Source organism: Kribbella sancticallisti (assembly GCF_039530625.1).
Taxonomy (GTDB): domain Bacteria; phylum Actinomycetota; class Actinomycetes; order Propionibacteriales; family Kribbellaceae; genus Kribbella; species Kribbella sancticallisti.
The window spans coordinates 726,781-747,073 of the sequence record NZ_BAAAOS010000018.1; the positions used below are offsets into that span (position 1 = coordinate 726,781).

General features: G+C 69.3%; 21 protein-coding genes, 1 tRNA gene and 1 riboswitch. Of the genes, 5 read left to right on the forward strand and 17 right to left on the reverse strand.

Going from position 1 to position 20,293, the window contains the following annotated elements:
- Nucleotides 1-96: 96 nt before the first annotated feature.
- Genes ABD255_RS13795 through ABD255_RS13805 form a run of 3 tightly spaced genes read left to right on the forward strand, consistent with a single transcriptional unit; the run spans nt 97 to nt 1,809 of the window.
- Complete coding sequence (locus ABD255_RS13795; protein WP_344213628.1) at nt 97-798, forward strand: maleylpyruvate isomerase family mycothiol-dependent enzyme; 702 nt, start codon at nt 97-99, stop codon at nt 796-798.
- A 10-nt stretch (nt 799-808) separates the two neighbouring features.
- Nucleotides 809-1,468, forward strand: a complete 660-nt coding sequence (locus tag ABD255_RS13800) for an MBL fold metallo-hydrolase (RefSeq protein WP_344213630.1) — start codon at nt 809-811, stop codon at nt 1,466-1,468.
- The gene (locus ABD255_RS13805; RefSeq protein ID WP_344213632.1) at nt 1,447-1,809 is read left to right on the forward strand and encodes a hypothetical protein; all 363 of its coding nucleotides are present in this window, start codon (nt 1,447-1,449) and stop codon (nt 1,807-1,809) included. The genes ABD255_RS13800 and ABD255_RS13805 overlap by 22 nt, the downstream gene beginning before the upstream one ends.
- On the opposite strand, the gene ABD255_RS13810 is transcribed toward ABD255_RS13805, so the two are convergent.
- Complete coding sequence (locus tag ABD255_RS13810; protein ID WP_344213634.1) at nt 1,790-2,719, reverse strand: S1C family serine protease; 930 nt, start codon at nt 2,717-2,719, stop codon at nt 1,790-1,792. The two genes, ABD255_RS13805 and ABD255_RS13810, sit on opposite strands and share 20 nt — an antisense overlap.
- Before the next feature lie 85 nt (nt 2,720-2,804).
- On the opposite strand from ABD255_RS13810, the gene ABD255_RS13815 reads away from it, so the two are divergent.
- Nucleotides 2,805-3,509 carry a TetR/AcrR family transcriptional regulator gene (locus ABD255_RS13815; protein WP_344213636.1) on the forward strand — a complete coding sequence of 235 codons (705 nt, stop codon included), beginning with the start codon at nt 2,805-2,807 and terminating at the stop codon, nt 3,507-3,509.
- Nucleotides 3,510-3,564: 55 nt separating this feature from the next.
- Here ABD255_RS13815 and ABD255_RS13820 read toward each other — a convergent pair.
- The 13 genes from ABD255_RS13820 to dop form a co-directional block, all read right to left on the reverse strand.
- A tRNA-Pro gene (locus ABD255_RS13820) sits at nt 3,565-3,638 on the reverse strand.
- 91 nt (nt 3,639-3,729) lie between these two features.
- Complete coding sequence (der, locus tag ABD255_RS13825; RefSeq protein ID WP_344213638.1) at nt 3,730-5,115, reverse strand: ribosome biogenesis GTPase Der; 1,386 nt, start codon at nt 5,113-5,115, stop codon at nt 3,730-3,732.
- Complete coding sequence (locus ABD255_RS13830) at nt 5,108-5,839, reverse strand: lysophospholipid acyltransferase family protein (RefSeq protein ID WP_344213640.1); 732 nt, start codon at nt 5,837-5,839, stop codon at nt 5,108-5,110. Before ABD255_RS13830 ends, der begins: the two co-directional genes overlap by 8 nt.
- Nucleotides 5,836-6,534 (reverse strand): (d)CMP kinase, encoded by a 699-nt coding sequence (gene cmk / locus ABD255_RS13835; protein ID WP_344213642.1) that lies wholly within the window; start codon nt 6,532-6,534, stop codon nt 5,836-5,838. Before cmk ends, ABD255_RS13830 begins: the two co-directional genes overlap by 4 nt.
- A gap of 44 nt (nt 6,535-6,578) precedes the next feature.
- Nucleotides 6,579-7,661, reverse strand: a complete 1,083-nt coding sequence (locus ABD255_RS13840; protein WP_344213644.1) for a prephenate dehydrogenase — start codon at nt 7,659-7,661, stop codon at nt 6,579-6,581.
- Nucleotides 7,658-8,026 (reverse strand): chorismate mutase, encoded by a 369-nt coding sequence (aroH, locus tag ABD255_RS13845; RefSeq protein ID WP_344213646.1) that lies wholly within the window; start codon nt 8,024-8,026, stop codon nt 7,658-7,660. The genes ABD255_RS13840 and aroH overlap by 4 nt, the downstream gene beginning before the upstream one ends.
- Nucleotides 8,027-8,125: 99 nt before the next feature.
- Complete coding sequence (locus tag ABD255_RS13850; protein ID WP_344213648.1) at nt 8,126-9,037, reverse strand: bifunctional 5,10-methylenetetrahydrofolate dehydrogenase/5,10-methenyltetrahydrofolate cyclohydrolase; 912 nt, start codon at nt 9,035-9,037, stop codon at nt 8,126-8,128.
- A gap of 30 nt (nt 9,038-9,067) precedes the next feature.
- Nucleotides 9,068-9,161: riboswitch (ZMP/ZTP riboswitch) on the reverse strand.
- Between the two features lie 5 nt (nt 9,162-9,166).
- Nucleotides 9,167-11,821: a glycoside hydrolase family 84 protein gene (locus ABD255_RS13855; protein WP_344213650.1), complete on the reverse strand. Its 2,655-nt coding sequence runs from the start codon at nt 11,819-11,821 to the stop codon at nt 9,167-9,169.
- A gap of 105 nt (nt 11,822-11,926) precedes the next feature.
- Complete coding sequence (locus ABD255_RS13860; RefSeq protein WP_344213652.1) at nt 11,927-12,460, reverse strand: NUDIX hydrolase; 534 nt, start codon at nt 12,458-12,460, stop codon at nt 11,927-11,929.
- A 140-nt stretch (nt 12,461-12,600) separates the two neighbouring features.
- A complete protein-coding gene (gene prcA, locus ABD255_RS13865) occupies nt 12,601-13,464 on the reverse strand; it encodes a proteasome subunit alpha (RefSeq protein WP_344213654.1) in 864 nt (287 codons plus the stop codon).
- Between the two features lie 28 nt (nt 13,465-13,492).
- A complete protein-coding gene (gene prcB, locus ABD255_RS13870) occupies nt 13,493-14,332 on the reverse strand; it encodes a proteasome subunit beta (protein WP_344213656.1) in 840 nt (279 codons plus the stop codon).
- An 8-nt stretch (nt 14,333-14,340) separates the two neighbouring features.
- The gene (locus ABD255_RS13875; RefSeq protein WP_344213658.1) at nt 14,341-14,550 is read right to left on the reverse strand and encodes a ubiquitin-like protein Pup; all 210 of its coding nucleotides are present in this window, start codon (nt 14,548-14,550) and stop codon (nt 14,341-14,343) included.
- Between the two features lie 75 nt (nt 14,551-14,625).
- Complete coding sequence (dop, locus tag ABD255_RS13880; protein ID WP_344213660.1) at nt 14,626-16,146, reverse strand: depupylase/deamidase Dop; 1,521 nt, start codon at nt 16,144-16,146, stop codon at nt 14,626-14,628.
- Between the two features lie 73 nt (nt 16,147-16,219).
- Between dop and ABD255_RS13885 the strand changes: the two genes are divergently transcribed.
- Nucleotides 16,220-16,720 (forward strand): NUDIX hydrolase, encoded by a 501-nt coding sequence (locus ABD255_RS13885; protein ID WP_344213662.1) that lies wholly within the window; start codon nt 16,220-16,222, stop codon nt 16,718-16,720.
- A 277-nt stretch (nt 16,721-16,997) separates the two neighbouring features.
- Here ABD255_RS13885 and ABD255_RS13890 read toward each other — a convergent pair whose 3' ends face one another.
- From ABD255_RS13890 to ABD255_RS13900, 3 genes are all read right to left on the reverse strand, one after another.
- On the reverse strand, nt 16,998-17,342 hold the full coding sequence (locus ABD255_RS13890; RefSeq protein ID WP_344213664.1) for a hypothetical protein: 345 nt from the start codon (nt 17,340-17,342) through the stop codon (nt 16,998-17,000).
- A 129-nt stretch (nt 17,343-17,471) separates the two neighbouring features.
- Nucleotides 17,472-19,217 carry a proteasome ATPase gene (gene arc, locus ABD255_RS13895; RefSeq protein ID WP_344213666.1) on the reverse strand — a complete coding sequence of 582 codons (1,746 nt, stop codon included), beginning with the start codon at nt 19,215-19,217 and terminating at the stop codon, nt 17,472-17,474.
- 69 nt (nt 19,218-19,286) lie between these two features.
- On the reverse strand, nt 19,287-20,246 hold the full coding sequence (locus ABD255_RS13900; RefSeq protein ID WP_344213668.1) for a tRNA (adenine-N1)-methyltransferase: 960 nt from the start codon (nt 20,244-20,246) through the stop codon (nt 19,287-19,289).
- Nucleotides 20,247-20,293: the final 47 nt, after the last annotated feature.

The window sequence follows — 20,293 nt, forward strand, 5'->3', positions numbered from 1 at the left end:
ACGAGGCCTTCCGACAAAAACTTCCGCAGCACGTCGCCGGGATCCCCCGCCGGGTCGTTGCGGCCTCTTCGAAAGCATATTCGATACTGTCAGACCATGGTCGCACCCGAGGCAACGACCCGGCTGATCGCGGAGTTGGCGTCCGCTCACCGGCGACTTCTGGACACCGTCGCCCGGCTGACGGACGACGCCGTACCGCGCCCGTCGCTGCTGCCCGGCTGGACCGTCGGGCACGTGCTGAGCCACCTCGCCCGGAACGCCGACGCCCTGGTCAATCTGTGTGACTGGGCTCTCACCGGAGTCCGCAAGCCGATGTATGTCTCGGTGGAGGCGCGGGAGGCCGACATCGAGGAAGGCGCGGCACGACCCCTCGCAGAACACGTGGACGACATCGCCGCGGCGGAGGCCCGGCTGCTGGAGCGGTTCGAGGACCTCCCGGCCGAGGCGTGGCAAGCGGAGGTGGCCTGGCCGAGCGGAACCACCCGTACTGCGGACCAGATCGTCACCGCCCGGCTCAACGAGCTTGAGGTGCACCACGTCGACCTGGGCCTCGGGTACACCTTCGACGACGTGCCGCCCGAGACCCGCGACGTGCTGCTCACCTACGTGACCAGCAGGTGGCCGGCGGACTTCCAAGTCGTACTGCGAAGCTCGGACTCGGCCTGGTCGTCGCCAGACCGTCCGGGCGATGCAAGGATCATCACTGGCGGTAGTGCTGCACTCCTCAGCTGGGTGCTTGGGCGCAGCGACGGGAGCACGCTCACGGGAGACGTGCCCACACCACCGGCTTGGGGATAGAGGAGACGGCATGACGGAGTATCACGGCAACGTCCACGTCGGCGGGCCGGCGCAGACGCACGAGCTGGCCAAGCTGATGATCAGCAAGGTCGCCGTGGGGCCGATGGACAATAACGCCTATCTGCTGCGCTGCCGCCAGACCGACCAGCAGGTGCTGATCGACGCCGCGAACGACGTCGGCACCCTGCTGAGCCTGATCGGCTCGGGCGGGATCGGCCGCGTCATCACCACCCACCAGCACGGTGACCACTGGCAGGCGCTCGCCGAGGTCGTCGCCCGGACCGGCGCGACCACGGTCGCCGGCCGCGACGACGCCGAGGGCATCCCGGTCCCCACCGACGAGCCGGTCGGCGACGGCGACACGATCCGCTTCGGCGAGATCACCCTCGAGGTGATCCAGTTGGTCGGCCACACCCCTGGCTCGATCGCCCTCCTGTACGACGACCCGACCGGCCCGCCGCACCTGTTCACCGGCGACTCCCTGTTCCCCGGCGGCGTCGGCAACACCCGCGGCGACAAGAAGAACTTCGAGTCCCTCCTGCACGACGTGGAGACCAAGCTCTTCGACCGGCTCCCCGACGAGACCTGGGTCTATCCCGGCCACGGCGCGGACACCACGCTCGGCACCGAGCGCCCGGCCCTCCCCGAGTGGCGCGCCCGCGGCTGGTAGTCCGCGGCAAGGAAGTCATCGTCGAGCCGGCTCATCCCAGCCGGATCACCCCGTTGCTGATGGCGGCGTACGGGCTGACCGAGCGGGAGCAGGAGGTCACGCGCCTGGTCCTGCATGGAACTCGACCACCTACATCGCCGGGCGCCTGTTCGTCTCGGCGAACACGGTTGCAGCAGCAACACCTGAAGAGCGTGTTCGACAAGACCGGCGTCCGCAGCCGTCGCGACCTGGTCGGCAAGATCTTCTTCGCCCACTACGAACCGCGCGTCCGCGACAACGAACACCGCGCGGCAGAGGGCCAACCTCTCCGTGGCGGTCCGGTCAGTCGGACAGCTCGGTAGGCACCGCGATCACATCGACGAGGGCGTCGTTGCGGATGGCGGTGATCTCCGTGCGGCGGCCGATGGCGTCGGAGAAGAGTTGGCGCTGGAGGGACTGCGCGTCGCGGAGCGGGGTGCCGTCGACGGCCAGGACCAGATCGCCGGCGCGGAGGCCGGCGTCGGCGGCGGGGCTGTCGGGGATGACCTCCACCACCCGCAGCGCGCGGCGCTGATCGAAGCGTTCGGCCAACTGAGGGCGCAGCGGTGCCGGCGTAGTCGCCAGGCCTAGGTAGGCGCGGCGAACCCGGCCGTCGTGGAGCAGGGAGTAGATGATCCGGCGGGTGGTCGGATTCATCGGCACCGCCAGGCCCAGACCGATCCCCGCGACGGCGGTGTTGATGCCGATCACCCGGCCGTTGCCGTCGGCAAGTGCTCCGCCGGAGTTGCCGGGATTCAGCGCCGCGTCGGTCTGGATGACGTCCTCGATGATCCTGCTGGCCGACCCCGACCGGACCGGCAGCGAGCGACCCAGAGCGCTGACGACGCCTGCCGTCACGCTGCCTGCCAAGCCCAGCGGATTGCCCACGGCAACCACCAGGTTCCCCACCTTCAGCCGGTCCGCGTCGCCGTACTCCGGCGGATCCGGGATCGCCCGGTCGGCCCGCAGTACGGCCAGGTCCGACAGCCGGTCGACGCCGGCCACCCGTGCCTGCGCCGTCGTCCCGTCGGCGAACTCGGCGGTCGCGGTGGTGCCGTCGCCGACCACGTGCGCGTTCGTCAGCAGATGCCCGTCCCCGGTGAGCACCACGGCCGAGCCGGACGAGTCGCCGCGCCGGCCTGTGATCCGCAGGCTCGCGACCCGCGGGATCAGCATCTCCGCCACTCCCGAGACCACCCGGGAGTAGGCATCCAGTACGTCGTCGTCCATCATCCTGCCGCCTCCTGATTACATCATTACAGCGCAATCAAGGACAGGGAGCTGCTTAGGCTCATTAACTTTAGTTATAGTGGCTCACATGACCACACGCACCCCTCGGGAACGGTACCGCGAGCAGACCCGGGACGAGATCAAGGACCTCGCCCTGGCCCAACTCGCCGAGGGCGGCGTCTCCTCGATCGCGCTGACCCGGATCGCCAAGGAACTCGGCCTGTCCGGCCCCGCTCTCTACCGGTACTTCGCCGGCCGCGACGACCTGGTCCACGCCCTGATCCGCGACGCGTACGACGACCTCGCCACCGCGATCGAGCAGGCCGCGACCTCCGAAGCGGCCGGGCGCGCGCGGCTCGTAGTACTGGCTGAGTCGTTCCGGGGCTGGGCGCGCAAGGCGCCACATCGCTACCTGCTGATCGCCGGCGCTCCCCTGCCCGGCTACGAAGCGCCGGCCGACACCGTCGAGCGGGCCCGCGCCGCACTCGGGCCGTTCCTCGCGGTCTTCGCCGACGGCGAGCCCGGTCCGGCGTTGAAGCCGCTGGTCAAACAACTGACCGCCTGGGCCAAGGACGACGAACAGGTCCGCGCCTGGGTCACCGGCTACCTCGACGGAAAACCGGCGATCACCGTCTGCGGCACCGCGCTCGCCGGCGCCATCACCGCGTGGACCCGCCTGCACGGCGTCATCAGCCTCGAGGTCGAGGGCCAGTTCCAGGGCATGGGCTTCGACCCCGGAACGCTGCTGACCGCCGAGACCACCACCCTCGCGGACGCCTTCGCGTTGGCCTGATCCCGAAGGGCTAACGCAAGAGGGGCACCGAGTGAATCGGTGCCCCTCTCAGCTGTCGGGCTGGCGAGATTTGAACTCGCGATCTCTTGTCCCCCAGACAAGCGCCTTACCAGGCTAGGCCACAGCCCGAGACCCGCTCCAAGAAGCGAGCGGGATTACCTTACCCCATTCCAGGACCTGTTCTGACCAAGGGCTCAGGGCAACAGCAGGGGTACCGCGGTCACCGTTTGGCTTTCTTGATCCGCGGCCGGATCTGGACGTGCACCGGGCTGCCGACGAAGCCGAAGTCCTCCCGCAGCCGCCGCTCGATGAACCGCTGGTACGACGGCTCGAACGCGCCCGAGGTGAAGATCGCGAAGGTCGGCGGCATCGTGGTCGCCTGGGTGCCGAACAGGATCTTCGGCTGCTTGCCACTGCGCACCGGGTGCGGGTGCGCCGCGACCAGCCGGCCGAGGAACGCGTTCAACTGGCCGGTCGGGACACGGGTCTGCCAGCCGTCCAGGGCCGCCTCGATGGCCGGCACCAGTTTCTCCATGTGCCGCCCGGTCAGCGCGCTGATGTTCACTCGCGGCGCCCAGCGGAACTGGACCAGGTCGCGGTCGATCTCGCGCTCCAGGTAGTAGCGCCGGTCTTCGTCGACCATGTCCCACTTGTTGTAGGCGATGACGAGGGCCTTGCCGGCCTCCTCGACCGTGTTCATGATCCGCAGGTCCTGCTCGGTCATCGGCTCGGACGCGTCGATCACCACCACGACCACCTCGGCGCGCTCGATCGCGCTGTTGGTGCGGAGGCTGGCGTAGTACTCGTGGCCCTGGACGTTCTTCACCTTGCGCCGGATGCCGGCGGTGTCGATGAAACGCCACTGCTTGCCGCCGAGGATGATCTCCTCGTCGACCGGGTCGACGGTGGTGCCGGAGACGTCGCTGACGACGACCCGGTCCTCCTTGGCGACCTTGTTCAGCAGCGAGGACTTGCCGACGTTCGGCTTGCCGACGATCGCGACCCGGCGCGGGCCGCCGGTCTCGGCGTCGCGCTCGGGCGGCGCCTCCGGCAGCGCGGCCAGGACGGCGTCCAGCATGTCGCCGGTGCCGCGGCCGTGCATCGCGGAGATCGGGAACGGCTCACCGATGCCCAGGCTCCACAGGTTCATCGCCTCGGACTCGACCCGCTGGTCGTCCACCTTGTTCGCGGCCAGCACGACCGGCTTGCCGGACTTGCGCAGCACCCGCACCACGGCCTCGTCGGCGTCGGTGATCCCGACGGTGGCGTCCACCACGAAGAGCACCGCGTCCGCGGCGTTGATTGCGACCTCGGCCTGCGCGGCGACCAGCGCGGCCATGCCGACGGCGTCGGGGTCCCAGCCGCCGGTGTCGACGACGGTGAAGCCGCGCCCGGCCCAGTTGGCGTCGTACGAGACGCGGTCGCGGGTGACGCCGGGGGTGTCCTCGACGACGGCCTCGCGGCGGCCGATGATGCGGTTCACCAGGGTCGACTTGCCGACGTTCGGCCGGCCGACGATCGCGAGCACGGGCAGCGGGCCGGTGTCCTCGCGGTCGTGGGAAGGTTCGGCGAACTCGTCGCCGTAGCCGGTGGGCAGGTCACTCATCAGGATCCTTCTGGTCTGGCACGCCCGGAAGGGGGTGGCCGGTGGCTTCGACGGCCGCCTGCACGTGAGCCCGCAGTACGTCGCCGATCTGGTCGGCAACCGCGCGTACGTCCACGTGCCTCCGGGGAAAGGATACGCGGTCCACCGTGAACGTCTCGCCATACACCACGTCCACCCGGCTCCCGCGCGGGGGATAGTGCTCCACGTCTCCCCCGGGCAGCCGGGTCCCGAGCAGCGCGACCGGGAGGATCGGAGCACCGGTCACCATCGCCAGGTAGGCGACCCCGGTCCGGACCTTGCGGAAGTCCCCCGGCCCCCGGGTTCCCTCCGGGTAGACGCTCAGTACGTTGCCGTCGCGGAGCACCTTGATCGCCTTGCGCACAGCCAGTACGTCGTACGTCGTACGGTCGACGGGGATCTGACCGGCCAGGTGCAGGATCTTTCCCTGCAAGCCCACGAACGCCTCGATCTTGCCGAGTTGGTGGAGCATGCGCGGCGCGGTGGACCCCAGCAGCGGCCCGTCGAGCAGACCCAGGTGATTGGGGGCCAGCAGCACCGGACCGGTGAGGGGGAACCGGCTCTGGTGGTGGATCGTCAGGTCGTAGCGCCACCGGATGTAAGGCGCCACCAGGTGCCGCAGCGCCCCGCCGAGCCGGTGTGGAAGCGGCGGAAGGTCGTCGGTGCGGGGCAACTCGTGCTGCCCGGTCATTTCGTCAGCCGTCATGACTCCTGGTCGCCGGAGTCCATATCGGCGGCCTCGGCCTCCTTCGCGAGTCGGCAAATCACGTCGATGACCTCCTCCAGGGACAGGTAGGTGGAATCGATGGTGACCGCGCCGTCCGAAGCGACCAGGAACTGCGCGACCGTGGAGTCGTCCGCGTCCCGGCGGACGATCTGGTCGCGAAGCTGCTCGGAAGTGACCGCGCCGTCGCTCAACTCGGCCTTGCGGCGAGCCATCCGGGCGTCCTGGTCGGCGATCAGGACCACCTTCAGCTCCGCGTCGGTGGCCACCACGGTGGCGATGTCACGGCCCTCGACGACCATGCCGCCGGACGGCTTGGCGGCGGCGATCAGGGCCTGCTGGCGGCGGATCAGCTCCGCCCGGACGGCGAGGTTGGTGGCGGCGATCCGGCTCACGCCGGCGCTGATCCGCGGGTCCCGGATCGCCTCGGTGACATCGGTCCCGTCGGCGACCACGACCTGGTGCCGCGGGTCGGTGGAGATCTCCAGCCGCAGCTCCCGGGCCCGGGTGGCGGCCGCCTCGGCGTCGTCGGCGTCGATGCCGCTCTCGAGCACCGACCAGGCGACCGCGCGGTACATCGCTCCCGTGTCCAAGTACTGCAGTCCCAGCCTGGTGGCGACTCCGCGGGCGGTGCTCGACTTGCCAGACCCGCTCGGGCCGTCAACAGCGATGATCATGAGCCGAAGGTTACCGGTGCACCGAGGGCACCGGCGCACGGTGGCTACCGGTGCACGGCCCAACCACGCTCGGTCAGTACCCGGACCAGCTGATCCACCGACGCCGGCTTGACCGACAGTTCGACCTCACCGACCGGGCGGCCGGGGCTGTGGTCGATCCGCAGGTCCTCGACGTTGGCGCCGGACTCGGCCGCGTCCGCGAACAACCGGGCCAGCTGGCCGGGCCGGTCCGGGATCGTGACCATGATCGGAACGAGCTCGATGTGCGGGGTGCCGTGCTTGCCGGGCACCCGGACCGCGCCGGATACGCCGCGGTTCAGCACGGCGGTGACCTCGTCGGTCGCCTCTTCCTTGCCGAGGGCAATCAACAGCCGGTCCAGCTCGTCCCGGATCTGCTCCAGCAGCCCGCTCAATGCCGGTGAGTTGGCGGAAACGATCTGGGTCCACAGCCCGGGATCGCCGGCGGCGATCCGGGTCACGTCGCGAACGCCCTGGCCGGACAGCTCCAGGTGCGCGGCCGGCGCGTCGACGAGAGTGCCCGCGGCGAGCGACGACATCAACTGCGGCAGATGCGAGACGCGGGCGACGGCGAGGTCGTGATCGGTCGCGGACAGTTCGACCGTCCGCGCACCGCACGCTTCCGCGAGCCGGCGGACCAGGTCGGCGGCCGCCGGATCACTTGTCCCGTGCGGGGTGATCGCCCAGGTCGCGCCGTCGAACAGGTCCGCCCGGCCCGCGAGTGGGCCGTTCCGCTCGGAACCGGCCATCGGGTGGCCGCCGACGTACCGGGCCAGATCGCCGGAACGGCCGCTCGCGTCGAGCAGAACCTTCGCGTCCGCCAGCGGCTTGCCCTTCACGCTGGCCGCGTCGGTCACGATCGCGTCGGTCTGCTCGAGTTGCTCGGCGATCACGGCGCCGACGTGGTCCGGCGGGACCGCCACCACCACCAACTGCGGCTCGATCTGGACCAGCCGGGACCCGGCGCCGATCCGCTCGGCCATCAGCGCGCTGTCCGGATCGGCGTCCACCAGTTCGACCACCACGCCCAGCCGTCCGAGCGCGAGGCCGATCGAGGTACCGATCAGGCCGGTGCCGACGATCCGGACCGGGCCGCGGAGCTCCGTCATTGGGCGCCCGTCAGGTCGGGGCGCAGGCTGACGGCACCGTGCAGGTAGACGTGCTGGATCTTCTCCCGCGAGCGGGGCGTCTCCGCGTGCACCATCATCCGGACCACCCGCGGCAGCGCGTGCGGTACGTCGATCTCCTGCATGCACATCAGCGGCACGTCGGTCAGCCCGATCTGCCGGCCCGCCACCGCGGGGAACTCCGAGTGCAGGTCCGGCGTGACGGTGAACAGGATGCTGATCAGGTCCTCGGAGCCCAGGTCGTTCGCCTCCAAGACCGCTCGGACCAGCTCCGCGGACCGCTCGAGCAGATGCTCGCGCTCGTCCGCCTCGAGCTGGGTGGCACCCCGGATCGCCCGTACCGCCACAGTGCCTGCCTCCTCGTTCGCCGATGATCAACAGTCCAACACTAGGCCAGGTCGGCCAGCCCGTGGACAAGCGTCTCGGAATCGGCTCCGTGCGTGCTGCTACGACGTCTGCCGCTGGGCTTCGGCGGCGTCGACGGTCTGCTCCAGGAGAAGGGAGATCGTCATCGGGCCGACGCCGCCGGGGACCGGCGTGATCAGGCCGGCGACCTGGGACGCCTCCTCGAAGTGCACGTCGCCGACGTTGCCTTCGTTGTAGCCGGCATCGATCACGACGGCGCCGGGCTTGAGCCAGCCGCCCCGGACGAAGTTCGCCTTGCCGACGGCGGCCACCACGATGTCGGCGGTCCGGACGATGTCGGCCAGGTCCTTGGTCCTGGAGTGGGTGTAGGTGACGGTCGCGTTCGATGCCAGCAGCAACATCCCGACCGGCTTGCCGAGGATCGGGCTGCGGCCGATCACGACCGCGTGCGCACCCTCCAGCGGTACGTCGTACGCCTCGAGCAGGCGGAGGATGCCGCCGGGGGTGCAGGAGCGGAACCCGGGCTCGCCGAACGCCATCGCGGCGAAGGCGTGCATGGTGACGCCGTCGACGTCCTTGCCCGGCGCGATCGCCTCGAACGCGGCCCGCTCGTCGATCTGGCTCGGCACCGGATGCTGCAGCAGGATGCCGTGCACGGTCGGGTCCTCGGACAGCTTGGTCAGTTCGGCGACGAGTTCCTCGGTGCTGGTCTCGGCAGGCAGCACGACGCTGAGCGAGCCGATGCCCGCCTTCTTGCTCCGGTTCTGCTTCATCCGGACGTACGTCGCCGAGGCCGGGTCATCCCCCACCAGCACGGTCGCCAGGCACGGCTGCACGCCGGTCTCGTCCTGCAGCTTCTTGGCCCGCTCGGCCGCCTTCGCCACCATCTCCGCGGCCAGGTCGGTGCCGACCATCAGGCGGGCGGCGTCGCGCTGGACGGGCTTGGTGGTCTCCGGGTCGGAGAAGCTGAGGGTGTGGTTGGCGTTCGTCATGGGCGCGCTCCTTCGGGCGTCGACGGAAAGGTCGGTCACCCAGGCGCGCGGCTTCATCCGGACGATCGTCCGGCGGACCGCTCCCCGGTGGTGATCCACCTGAACGCCAGTCGCGGTCCGCCGGACAGTTTACCCGCCGGCTCGGTGGAGGATCACCTCGGCGACCTGTGGGGCGACCGCGCCGGGTGCCCACAGCACTCGCACCGCCTCGATCTCCTTCCCGGCGAGCGGTAGCGCCGTGTAGATGCCATGCACGGCCCCGACGGCCTCCCAGCCGGCGGCCGTCTTGATTTCGAGTCGCCCGCTCGCGGCGGCGCCGTCACGCTGCAGCACCGTGACGCGATCCACCGTCACCGGAGCCGACGCTGTGACCGTCAGCGCGTCACCTGCGACCGGCGCCGCGGCGGCTGCGTACGCAGTACTGGGGTTTCCGTCGACCGCCTGCGCCAGGGAACCGGCAGGTGTGCCACTCGCGGTGAGCACCAACTCCGACCCATCAGTCACCTGTACTGCGAACTCCCGCACCACCAGCCAGTACGACGGGTTGGCGGCCAGCGCGCGGTATCGCACGTACCGAGCGCGCGTTCCTTCCGGAGCAGTGACGCGAACTTCTGCCGTCGTGGCGCGGGTCAGCTCGGTCCAGGTCTCGCCGTCGGCCGACCACTCGAGCGCACCCGAGTGGAGGAAGTCGTTCGGGCTCCCCGTCTTGCCCATCAGCAGGGCGATGTCGCCGATCTCGCGCACGGCTCCGAGGTCGACCCGGATCTCGTCACCCGTCCCCGGAGCGCCGTTGCTCCAGAAGAACGTCGACTCGTCGCCGTCGACCATTCGGGCCGGCACATTGTCCGCGTACGTCGGCAGCGACGTGGACGCCGTCCGGCGGGCTTCGAGGCCCATCCACTGGTCGTGCACCCGGCCTGCCTCGGTCAGGAAGACGTCGACCACTCCCTCACCGATCCGTGGGTAGGTGCTGGAATGCGGCGCACGGACGTCGCGGATCGCCTTGGCGCGGCTGACCAGCTTGTCGATCTCCTGACGGTGGGACCACGCGGCCCGACCGTCGCCCTCGGCAACTGCTTCCAGCAGTCGGAGCGACCGCTGCAAGGCCTGGCCCCAAAGCTCGGTGGCGTCGAGCCACGCCTTCGCCTCGGCGGCGAACGCGGGATCGACCACCCCGGCGCGGAGCTGCGCGGGCGCTGACTCGATCGCCCGTACGGACGGCTTCAGCGCCTCGATGGCCGCCAACTGGTCGCCGCCCTTCCAGGACTGCCAGAACTCGGCCGTCTCGGCTGCCAGCCGCGGCGCGCTCTCGGGGTGCAGGGTGGTGTCGTAGGTGTTCAGGTCGGCGAAGACCTCCAGTGCCTCCGTGGTCCGGCGGTCACCACCCGCGCGTTCGGCGAGGGCACGGTGCCACGACGCCTGTTCGTCGTACCGGGCGGGGTTCCAGCCGAGCTCGGCGAAGGAGTAGAGGGCGACCTTGCTGACGGCGGCCTGGTTCATCGGGTTCGAGATCACCCCGGCGACGTGCTCGGCGATGCCCGGCTCGCGACCGCTGTAGTCGGCCAGCGGCAGCCGCCCGGCCAGGTAGTCGTTGACCGGGTAGTTGTCCCAGATCAGGATGTCGTGCCCGAACACCGCCTTCGCCTGCGCCGCCTGCGCCGTCGTGATCGTCCGCGGGATCACGCCGATCCCGGTCCAGTGCACGACCACCGCGGCGTCGAGTTGCTCGCGCAACGCCTTCTTGTACGGCGTCTCGGACACGTTGTAGTACTCCGTCGGCACCATCTGCAGAGGTGCCACCCCGGGCTTGTTCGCCACCCACTCGCGCTGCACCCGGTTGAGCAGGTCGCTCTGCGCCCGCCCCGCCGCACCACCACCGGACCCGTACTTCGTGACGTCGGCCGGGCAGTGCCACGAGTTGTAGTCGATGTCGTCCAGCGGGATGTTGAAGGCGCGAGCCCCGAGGGCGTAGAGCGCCTCGAACTTGGCGATCAGGGCCTGGTAGTCGTTGTCGGAGGTGTAGCAGATCGACAGGCCCGGCGAGAGGGCGAAGGTGAAGTCGACCTTGTTCCGGCCCGCTCGCGCGACCAGTTCGCCCAACTCGGCCAGCTTGTCCGCGGGGTACGCGTCGCGCCAGCGCTCACGGTGGTACGGGTCGTCCTTCGGCGCGTACTCGTAGGTGTTCATCCGGTGGTCGCCCAGGTAGTCGAGGTGATCCAGCCGGTCGGCGTGCGACCAGGGCGTTCCGTAGAAGCCCTCGATCGAGCCGCGGTAGCGCATCGTCGGCCAGTCGCGGATCTCGAGGCCGGGGACGCGGTTCCCGCGGACGACCTGGGCGAGGGTGCGCGCGGCGTAGTACGTGCCGTCGGTGTCGACGCCGTCGAGGACGACGTGCTTGCGACTGTTCTGCCCGATGGCGAGGACGTACCCCTCGGCCGGCAGGCCGGTGGACGGCTGGACGTTCAGTTGCTGCAGCGTCGGGTTGTCGCCGCCCAGCCAGATGGTCACCGGCGTCTTGGGGTCGCCGCCGTCCGTTGTCTGGACGGTGCTGACACCCGCCTGGGTGAGCGTCGCGCGGACCACTCTCTCGGCGTCGGGATCCGTCTGCGCGCCGCGGACCAGGCCGACGGTCTTGCCCAGTTCGAAGCCGTCGGTGCGGACGGTGGTCTGTTGGGGCTCAGGCGAGATGGGCGGGGCATCCGCAGCGGCGGCTGGGGTGGTGAAGGCGAGGGACTGGGCCGCGACGGCGAGCACCGCGATCAGGGACAAACCAGGACGGGGCATGGCGACTCCTCGAGCGGAAGGCGTGGCACCGTCCATCCAGCCAGTGCGCGTAGCTGCTCGTCAAGTGCTCGAAGTGACCAAAACCAGTCAATCCGTTCACACGCGTCAGAGAAGCTTGGCGTGATCCAGTGCTAGATAGGCCACGTCGGTGCCGGTCATCCGACCCGGGGTACGGAGCTCGGCGCGGAACTCGTCGACGGTCAGTTCAACGGGGACGCAGTCCTCGTACTCGTCCAGTTGCTGCTCGCCGTCGGGTCGGCAGCCGCGGGCGACAGCGACGTACTTGCGGTAGACCGACGAGGCAGCCGCCCAGATCCAGCCGACCACCTCGATGGACTCGCAGGTGTAGCCGGTCTCTTCTTCGAGCTCGCGCCGGCCGGCCGGGCCGGGCTCCTCGCCCGGGTCGATCAGGCCGCCGGGGAGGTTGGTGACGATCTGGTCGGGACCGGCGCGGAACATCCGGACGGTGACGACCTTGCCGTCCGGGGTGAGCGGGAGCACGGTGACGCCGGCGGTGATTCCGGCGTTCAGCTTGGGTCCGAACACGTCCCAGTCGGCGACCCGCCCGTCCGGCAGCCGGTACCGCCGCTGGTTCACCGTCAGGAAGCCCTCGAAGCCCGGCTTCTCCTCCAGCAACACCCAAGGCTCTGGATCAGCGGGCCCGGCCCGCGCGGTCTCGGGGTCGTCTGCGCGAGCGTCCGGAACGGGGGCGTCCGCGCGAGCGTCCGGAACGGGGGCGTCCGCCCCAGGCGTGCCTGGGGCGGACGGTGGTGTGTCGTTCACAGTGGCCGGTCGGTGTCCGGCTCCTCCGGCGGCGCGATCGGAGCGTCGTCCGCGGGCGGCGCGACCGGGGCGTCGCCGGAGCTGTCGCTCTCGTAGTTGCCGCCGTTGACGGATTCGGCGGTCTCCATGTGCGCGACCGGCTCCGACGGCGAGGTGTCCGGCCTCGACTCGCCCAGAATCCGGCCGAGCGTCTCCTCGGAGATCCGCTTGAACTTGCGCGTCTGGCTCCGGGTCCGGTCCAGCACGGCGACCTCGAGCTGGTCCGGCTCGAGCTGCCGGGTCTCGGTGCCGTCGTGGCCGAGAGCGTCCACCGCGAGACGCAGCGCGCCGGCCAGCGAAATGCCCTCGGAGTAGTGCTCGCCCACATAGTCGGCCACCTGCTCGGCCGGGCCACCCATCACGGCATACCCCCGGACGTCGGCGATCGAGCCGTCGTAGGTGAGCCGGTAGATCTGGTCCTCGGCCACCGTGCTGCCGATCTCGGCGACCAGGATCTCCACCTCGAGCGGCTTCTCGCCACCGGAGGAGAAGATCGCGCCGAGCGTCTGCGCGTAGGCGTTGGCCAGGGCCCGGCCGGTGACGTCACGCCGGTCGTAGGAGTACCCGCGCATGTCCGCCAGCCGGACGCCGGCGATCCGCAGGTTCTCGAACTCGTTGTACCGCCCGACCGCGGCGAAGGCCATCCGGTCGTAGATCTCGGCCACCTTGTGCAGTGCCGGTGACCGGTTCTCGGCCACGAACAGGATGCCGTCGGCGTACTGCAACGCGATCGCGCTGCGGCCCTTGGCGATGCCCTTGCGGGCGAAGTCGGCCCGGTCCCGCATCAGCTGTTCGGGTGAGACGTAGAACGGAACGCTCATGGAAGTCCTTTGTGTCGAGGCGCGGGGCTCAGGTCAGCGGTGCGGCTGGGCCGTCCGGACGCTGCAGCCGGGCCGCGACGATGCTGTCGACGATCGCGCCGACCTCGTCCTCGGGCATCCGCTGGTAACCGTCGGAGGTGACCACGCCGATCACGGGGAAGATCCGCCGGGCCATGTCCGGCCCGCCGGTGGCGGAGTCGTCGTCGGCCGCGTCGTACAGCGCCTGGATGGTCGCCGTCACGCAGTCGGTCGCCGACATGCCGTCCCGGTACAGCTTCTTCAGCGCGCCGCGGGCGAACAGCGAGCCCGACCCGACGCTGTGGAAGCTGGTCTCCTCGTACCGGCCGCCGGTCGGGTCGTAGGAGAAGATCCGGCCGCCCTTCAGGTCGTGGTCGTAGCCCGCGAACAGCGGCACCACGGCCAGGCCCTGCATCGCCATCGCGAGATTGCCGCGGATCAGCGCGCTCAGCCGGTTCGACTTGCCGTCGAGGCTGAGCGTGGTGCCCTCGAGCTTCTCGTAGTGCTCCAGCTCGACCTGGAACAGCCGCACCATCTCGACCGCGAGACCGGCGCTGCCGGCGATCCCGACGCAGGAGTACTCGTCGGCCGGGAACACCTTCTCGATGTCCCGCTGGGCGATGATGTTGCCCATCGTCGCGCGCCGGTCGCCGGCCATCACGACGCCACCTTCGAAGGTGGCGGCGACGATCGTGGTGCCGTGGGGGACGTCCTTGGACAGGTCACCTGTCCCCAGGTTGCGTCGTCCGGGCAACAGGTCGGGCGCGTGCCCGGCCAGGAAGTCCATGAAGGACGAGCCACCTGGGGTCAGGAAGGCTTCCGGCAACCGGCCGGAGGCATCGAATGTCATCTAGCGGTTCACTCCCCACCCTTTTGCACGAAGCCGCGAACGAACTCTTCCGCGTTCTCCTCGAGCACCTCGTCGATCTCGTCGAGGATCGAGTCGACGTCGTCGTCGAGCCGTTCCTTGCGCTCCGCGACGTCCTCGCTCGACTTGGCCTCGGTGACCTCTTCCTCGGTCGTCGAGCGCTTCGTCTGCTTGTGCTGCTGTCCGCCGTCCTTCGCCATGGCACACACCTCCTAGAACCGCCGAACAGGAGAGCCGCCCAACCGGCCCTCGCTGTCACATCTCTAATGGCGACCCTACCCGGCGGCGCCCCCAGTAATGGTGCGAACCAGGTCACTCGCGGTGTCGCACTGGTCGAGAAGTGCTCCGACGTGCGCCTTGGTGCCCCTCAGCGGGTCCAGCGTGGGGATCCGCTGGAGTGACTCGCGACCCGGCAGGTCGAAGATGACCGAGTCCCAGGACGCGGCGGCGACCTGACCGGCGTACTGCTGCATGCAGCGGCCGCGGAAGTAGGCGCGGGTGTCCGTCGGCGGGTGCGAGACGGCCATCCGGATCTCCTCGTCGGTGACGAGGCGCTGCATCCGGCCGGCCTTGACCAGCTTGTAGTACAGGCCCTTGTCCGGACGAAGGTCCGCGTACTGCAGGTCGACCAGGTGCAGCTTCGGGTCGTCCCACTCCAGCCCGTCGCGGTCGCGGTAGGACTGCAGCAGCTTCAGCTTCGCGACCCAGTCGAGCTGGTCGGCCAGTGTCATCGGGTCGGTGGCGAGCTGGTCGAGGACCTGCTCCCAGCGCTGCAGGACGTCCTTGGTCTGCCGGTCCGCGTCGTCGCCGTACTTGTCCTCGACGTACTTGCGGGCCTGCGCCAGATACTCCACCTGGAGCTGCACCGCGGTCAGCTTGCGGCCGTCCTTGAGCGTCATCAGGTGCGTACAGGTCGGGTCGTGACTGATCTCGTGCAGCGCGGTCACCGGCCGGTCGACGCTCAGGTCGTCGGTCAGCCAGCCGTCCTCGATCATCGCCAGCACCAGCGACGTGGTGCCGACCTTGAGGTACGTCGAGATCTCGGCCAGGTTCGCGTCGCCGATGATCACGTGCAGCCGGCGGTACCGGTCCGGGTTCGCGTGCGGCTCGTCGCGGGTGTTGATGATCGGGCGCTTCAGCGTCGTCTCCAGGCCGACCTCGACCTCGAAGTAGTCGGCCCGCTGGCTGATCTGGAAGCCGTTGGTGTTGCCGTCCTGGCCGATCCCGACCCGGCCGGCGCCGGTGACCACCTGGCGGCTGACGAAGAACGGCGTCAGGTGCCGCACGATCGACGCGAATGGGGTCGACCGGCGCATCAGGTAGTTCTCGTGCGACCCGTACGACGCGCCCTTGTTGTCGGTGTTGTTCTTGTACAGGTTCAGCGGTGGCGCCCCCGGGATCTGCCGGGCCTGCCGGGCGCCCTCCATGATCACCAGCTCGCCGGCCTTGTCCCAGACCACCACGTCGCGTGGATTCGTGCACTCGGGCGCGGAGTACTCCGGGTGGGCGTGGTCGACGTACAACCGGGCCCCGTTGGTGAGGATGACGTTCGCCAGGCCGGTCTCCTCGTCGGTGAGCTGGCTGGAGTCCGCCACCTCCCGGCTCAGGTCGAAGCCGCGCGCGTCCCGCAGCGGGTGCTCCTCGTCGAAGTCCCACCGCGTCTTGCGCGCCAGCGGCTGCGTCTGGGCGTAGCCGTTCACCACCTGGCTCGAAGTCAGCATCGGGTTGGCCCCAGGCTGGCCAGGGACCGAGATGCCGAACTCGGTCTCGGTCCCCATGATCCGCCGAACACTCATGCGATCGAGCCTACGCGGTGAAGCCGACTAAAGGGGTTGAAGTGTCCACAGGGTTACATGTGAGACTTCCCGGATGGACGAACTCGTGGCGTTGCTGGACTCCGACGGCCGGGTGTGCGGGACCGCCCCACGATCGCGGATGCGGCGGGAGAACCTGCGCCACGGAGCGACCGGAGTACTGGTCCGGAACTCCGCGGGTGACATCTACGTGCATCGGCGTACGCCCACCAAGGACGTGTACCCCGCACGCTACGACTTCATGGCCGGCGGCGTCATAGCGGCCGATGAGGACCCGTACGACGCGGTCGTGCGCGAGTTGGCCGAGGAGCTCGGAATCACCGGAGCGGAGCTGACGAGGCTGCCGGAAGGTGATTACGCAGACGAGTTCACGAACTACCGCGCCTACCTCTACACGTGCGTGTGGGACGGCCCGGTGAGGCATCAGCCGGAGGAGGTCGACTGGGGCGCGTGGATGTCCCCGGCCGACCTGGTCGCGAAGCTGGACGACCCGGACTGGCCGTTCGTCCCTGACACGTCAGCTTTGCTCGGGCCACTGGTGCGCAGCTTCGCATGAGGATCGACGACAACGGCTGGGACAGCCGCGCCTGGCTCGAGGGCGGCCTGGGCTCAGGTCCTGCCGCTGCTGCCGGGGTACGCGCGGTCCGCAGGCGCCGACCTCCTGAGCCGGGTGGACAGGTGGAGTCGGGCCGACGGAGCTCGCACCGCGCTCATCCACGCGGATCCGGGACTGGCATCTCCTCAGCCCTTGGTACCAGGTCCATCGCGGGCTCCTGCTCGACCTCCCGGAGGACGTGGAGAGCGGTCTCTCGGGGATCCTGGCCAGGTTGTGACTAGTTGCGCACGATGCGGGAGAACGACCGCGCCAGGTTGATGCCGACCAGGCCGCCCCAGCAGATGATCATCGCGAAGGTGCCTTCCATGTTGGCCGCGATCGCGGTGATCGGGATGCCGGCCGCCACGGAGACGATCGCGAGCGCCAGACCACCCGGGTCGGTCTCCCTGCTTTGCTGAACGGGTTGAACCGGCTGAGCCGCCTCGCCGGGCTGCCGCGCCACCCGAGCCGCGTCGAGCTTCTCCAGGAACGACTCGATGATCTCGGCCTCGTACTCCGGCCCGAGTTCCTGCCGCGCCGCCACCGCGGCCCGCAAATCCTTCCGCACCTCATCCGCCGCCATACCAGCAAGGTACGACGCCGGCACCCTGCCGGGAATCAGGGAGAACCCTTACCGGTCCCTCTCGACGCGCTTCCCGCAGACAGCAGCCGCCCCGATCCACCGAGGGTCGGGGCGGCTGCTGACAGCTTGTTACAGGTACTGACCGGTGTTCGTGGCCGTGTCGATGGAGCGACCCGGCTCGGTACCCTGCTTGCCGGAGATGAGCGTCCGGATGTAGACGATCCGCTCGCCCTTCTTGCCGGAGATCCGGGCCCAGTCGTCCGGGTTGGTCGTGTTCGGCAGGTCCTCGTTCTCCTTGAACTCGTCGACGCACGCCTGCAGCAGGTGCTGCACCCGCAGACCCTTCTGGTGGTCGTCCAGGAAGGCCTTGATCGCCATCTTCTTGGCCCGGTCGACGATGTTCTGGATCATCGCGCCCGAGTTGAAGTCCTTGAAGTACAGGACCTCCTTGTCACCGTTGGCGTAGGTGACCTCGAGGAAGCGGTTCTCGTCGGCCTCGGTGTACATCCGCTCGACCGTGCGCTGGATCATCCCGTTCACGCAGTCGGACCGGTCACCGTGGAACTCGTTCAGGTCGTCCGCGTGCAGCGGCAGCGTGGTGGTCAGGTACTTCGAGAAGATGTCGCGGGCGGACTCGGCGTCCGGCCGCTCGATCTTGATCTTCACGTCCAGCCGGCCCGGCCGCAGGATCGCCGGGTCGATCATGTCCTCACGGTTCGAGGCACCGATGACGAGCACGTTCTCCAGGCCCTCGACACCGTCGATCTCGCTCAGCAACTGCGGCACGATCGTGTTCTCGACGTCGGAGGAGACACCGGAACCGCGGGTGCGGAACAGCGAGTCCATCTCGTCGAAGAAGACGATCACCGGCATGCCCTCGGAGGCCTTCTCACGAGCCCGCTGGAAGACCAGGCGGATGTGCCGCTCGGTCTCGCCGACGTACTTGTTCAGCAGCTCGGGACCCTTGATGTTGAGGAAGAACGACTTCTGCCCCTCCACCCCGGTCCGCTCGGCCACCTTCTTGGCCAGCGAGTTCGCCACCGCCTTCGCGATCAGCGTCTTGCCACAGCCCGGCGGGCCGTACAGCAGCACGCCCTTCGGCGGCTTGAGCTCGTGCTCGAGGAACAGGTCCTTGTGCAGGTACGGCAGCTCGACCGCGTCCCGGATCTGCTCGATCTGGCCGGCCAGGCCACCGATCTGGGTGTAGTCGATGTCCGGCACCTCTTCGAGGATGAGCTCCTCGACCTCGGACTTCGGGATTTTCTCGTAGACATAGCCGGAGCGGGGCTCCAGCAGCAGCGAGTCGCCGGCCCGCAGCGCGATGTCGAGCAGCGGCGAGGCGAGCCGGACGACCCGTTCCTCGTCGGCCTGCGCGATCACCAGCGCCCGCTCGCCGTCGGCCAGCAGCTCCTTCAGCATCACCACGTCGCCCACGACCTCGTAGTCGCAGGCCTCGACCACGTTCAGCGCCTCGTTCAGCATCAGTTCCTGGCCGAGCTTGAGCGCGTCCAGATCGACTGAGGGGCTCGCCGCGACCCGGAGCTTGCGTCCCCCGGTGAACACGTCCAGCGTGTCGTCGTCGTTGCGGCCCAGGAAGGTACCGAAACCGGACGGCGGTTGCGCCAGCCGGTCGACCTCCTCCTTCAGGGCGATGATCTTCTCTCGGGCCTCGCGCAACGTTTCCGCCAACCGCTCGTTCTGCGCGGTCACGCTCGCCAAGGACGCCTGGGTTTCGGACAGTCTGCCTTCGAGCGACCGGCTGTCTGCCGGATGCTCCAACAACCGACGCCGCAACGCTGCGACCTCGGCCTCCAGGTAACGGACCTGGTTACGCAGCTCTGCCGCGGTAGGACTCTCGTCTCCAGCCACGATCATCACCTCACCATGTGGGGCTCGACCCTATGGACCTTACCCAGAAAAGCCAGCCGAGCAAGCTGAATCCCATCACGTGTCGGTTGCGGATGATTCCGTTGCGTGCGGCGTGTCGGAGGGTGTCTCGGAACGACGCGGCCCGGCGTAGTCGTCGCCGTACGCCCCCGGGGCCGGCCGGCGCTTCTTCCGCGGTGCCTGTACGCCGGGCGCCATCCGCCGCGCCGTGACCAGGAACGCGGTGTGGCCCTGCATCCGGTGACCCGGCCGGACGGCCAGTCCCTCGACGTGCCAGTCCCGCACCAGCGACTCCCAGGCCCGGGGCTCGGTGAACTCGCCGTGCGCCCGCAGTGTCTCCACGACCCGGCTCAGCTGGGTCGTGGTGGCCACGTACGCGCAGAACACCCCTCCCGGCACCAAGGCCCCCGCGGCGGCGTCCACGCACTCCCAGGGGGCCAGCATATCCAGCACGATCCGGTCCACGTCCACCTCGTCGAGCGACTCGACCAGGTCCCCGACCTGCAGCCGCCAGGCCGGGTGCTCGGCGCCGAAGAAGTTGGTCACGTTCTTCCGCGCCACCTCGGCGAAGTCCTCCCGCCGCTCGAACGAGATCACCTCGCCCTGCACCCCGACAGCCCGCAGCAACGCCGTCGTCAGCGCCCCGGACCCGGCCCCTGCCTCGACCACCTTCGCGCCGGGGAAGATGTCGGCCATGGTCACGATCTGGGCGGTGTCCTTCGGGTAGATCACCGCCGCCCCCCGCGGCATCGACACGGAGTAGTCGGCCATCAGCGGACGGAGTACGAGGTACTCGACGCCGCCACCCTTGGACCGCACCACCACCGCGTCCGGCCCGTCGATCAACTCGTCGTGGGCGATCCCGCCCTTGGTGGTGTGAAAGACCTTCCCCCGCTCCAGGAACACCGAGTGCCGCCGCCCCTTGGGGTCCGACAGGGTCACCCACTCCCCCGCCTGCAACGGCCCGTGATGCACCCCGGAAAACGACGAATCAGGAAAATCTCGAAGATCAGACATAAGAGGCTCACCCTACGTCCCCACCCCCACCACCCCAGAATGCCCAC

What these genes read in the sequence shown, in the direction of transcription:
- ABD255_RS13795 (WP_344213628.1), top strand. Translation starts at nt 97, where the DNA reads ATGGTCGCACCCGAGGCAACGACCCGGCTGATCGCGGAGTTGGCGTCC.
- ABD255_RS13800 (WP_344213630.1), top strand. Translation starts at nt 809, where the DNA reads ATGACGGAGTATCACGGCAACGTCCACGTCGGCGGGCCGGCGCAGACG.
- ABD255_RS13810 (WP_344213634.1), bottom strand. Translation starts at nt 2,719, where the DNA reads ATGATGGACGACGACGTACTGGATGCCTACTCCCGGGTGGTCTCGGGA.
- ABD255_RS13815 (WP_344213636.1), top strand. Translation starts at nt 2,805, where the DNA reads ATGACCACACGCACCCCTCGGGAACGGTACCGCGAGCAGACCCGGGAC.
- der (WP_344213638.1), bottom strand. Translation starts at nt 5,115, where the DNA reads ATGAGTGACCTGCCCACCGGCTACGGCGACGAGTTCGCCGAACCTTCC.
- ABD255_RS13830 (WP_344213640.1), bottom strand. Translation starts at nt 5,839, where the DNA reads ATGACGGCTGACGAAATGACCGGGCAGCACGAGTTGCCCCGCACCGAC.
- cmk (WP_344213642.1), bottom strand. Translation starts at nt 6,534, where the DNA reads ATGATCATCGCTGTTGACGGCCCGAGCGGGTCTGGCAAGTCGAGCACC.
- ABD255_RS13840 (WP_344213644.1), bottom strand. Translation starts at nt 7,661, where the DNA reads ATGACGGAGCTCCGCGGCCCGGTCCGGATCGTCGGCACCGGCCTGATC.
- ABD255_RS13850 (WP_344213648.1), bottom strand. Translation starts at nt 9,037, where the DNA reads ATGACGAACGCCAACCACACCCTCAGCTTCTCCGACCCGGAGACCACC.
- ABD255_RS13855 (WP_344213650.1), bottom strand. Translation starts at nt 11,821, where the DNA reads ATGCCCCGTCCTGGTTTGTCCCTGATCGCGGTGCTCGCCGTCGCGGCC.
- prcA (WP_344213654.1), bottom strand. Translation starts at nt 13,464, where the DNA reads ATGAGCGTTCCGTTCTACGTCTCACCCGAACAGCTGATGCGGGACCGG.
- prcB (WP_344213656.1), bottom strand. Translation starts at nt 14,332, where the DNA reads ATGACATTCGATGCCTCCGGCCGGTTGCCGGAAGCCTTCCTGACCCCA.
- ABD255_RS13875 (WP_344213658.1), bottom strand. Translation starts at nt 14,550, where the DNA reads ATGGCGAAGGACGGCGGACAGCAGCACAAGCAGACGAAGCGCTCGACG.
- dop (WP_344213660.1), bottom strand. Translation starts at nt 16,146, where the DNA reads ATGAGTGTTCGGCGGATCATGGGGACCGAGACCGAGTTCGGCATCTCG.
- ABD255_RS13885 (WP_344213662.1), top strand. Translation starts at nt 16,220, where the DNA reads ATGGACGAACTCGTGGCGTTGCTGGACTCCGACGGCCGGGTGTGCGGG.
- ABD255_RS13890 (WP_344213664.1), bottom strand. Translation starts at nt 17,342, where the DNA reads ATGGCGGCGGATGAGGTGCGGAAGGATTTGCGGGCCGCGGTGGCGGCG.
- arc (WP_344213666.1), bottom strand. Translation starts at nt 19,217, where the DNA reads ATGATCGTGGCTGGAGACGAGAGTCCTACCGCGGCAGAGCTGCGTAAC.
- ABD255_RS13900 (WP_344213668.1), bottom strand. Translation starts at nt 20,246, where the DNA reads ATGTCTGATCTTCGAGATTTTCCTGATTCGTCGTTTTCCGGGGTGCAT.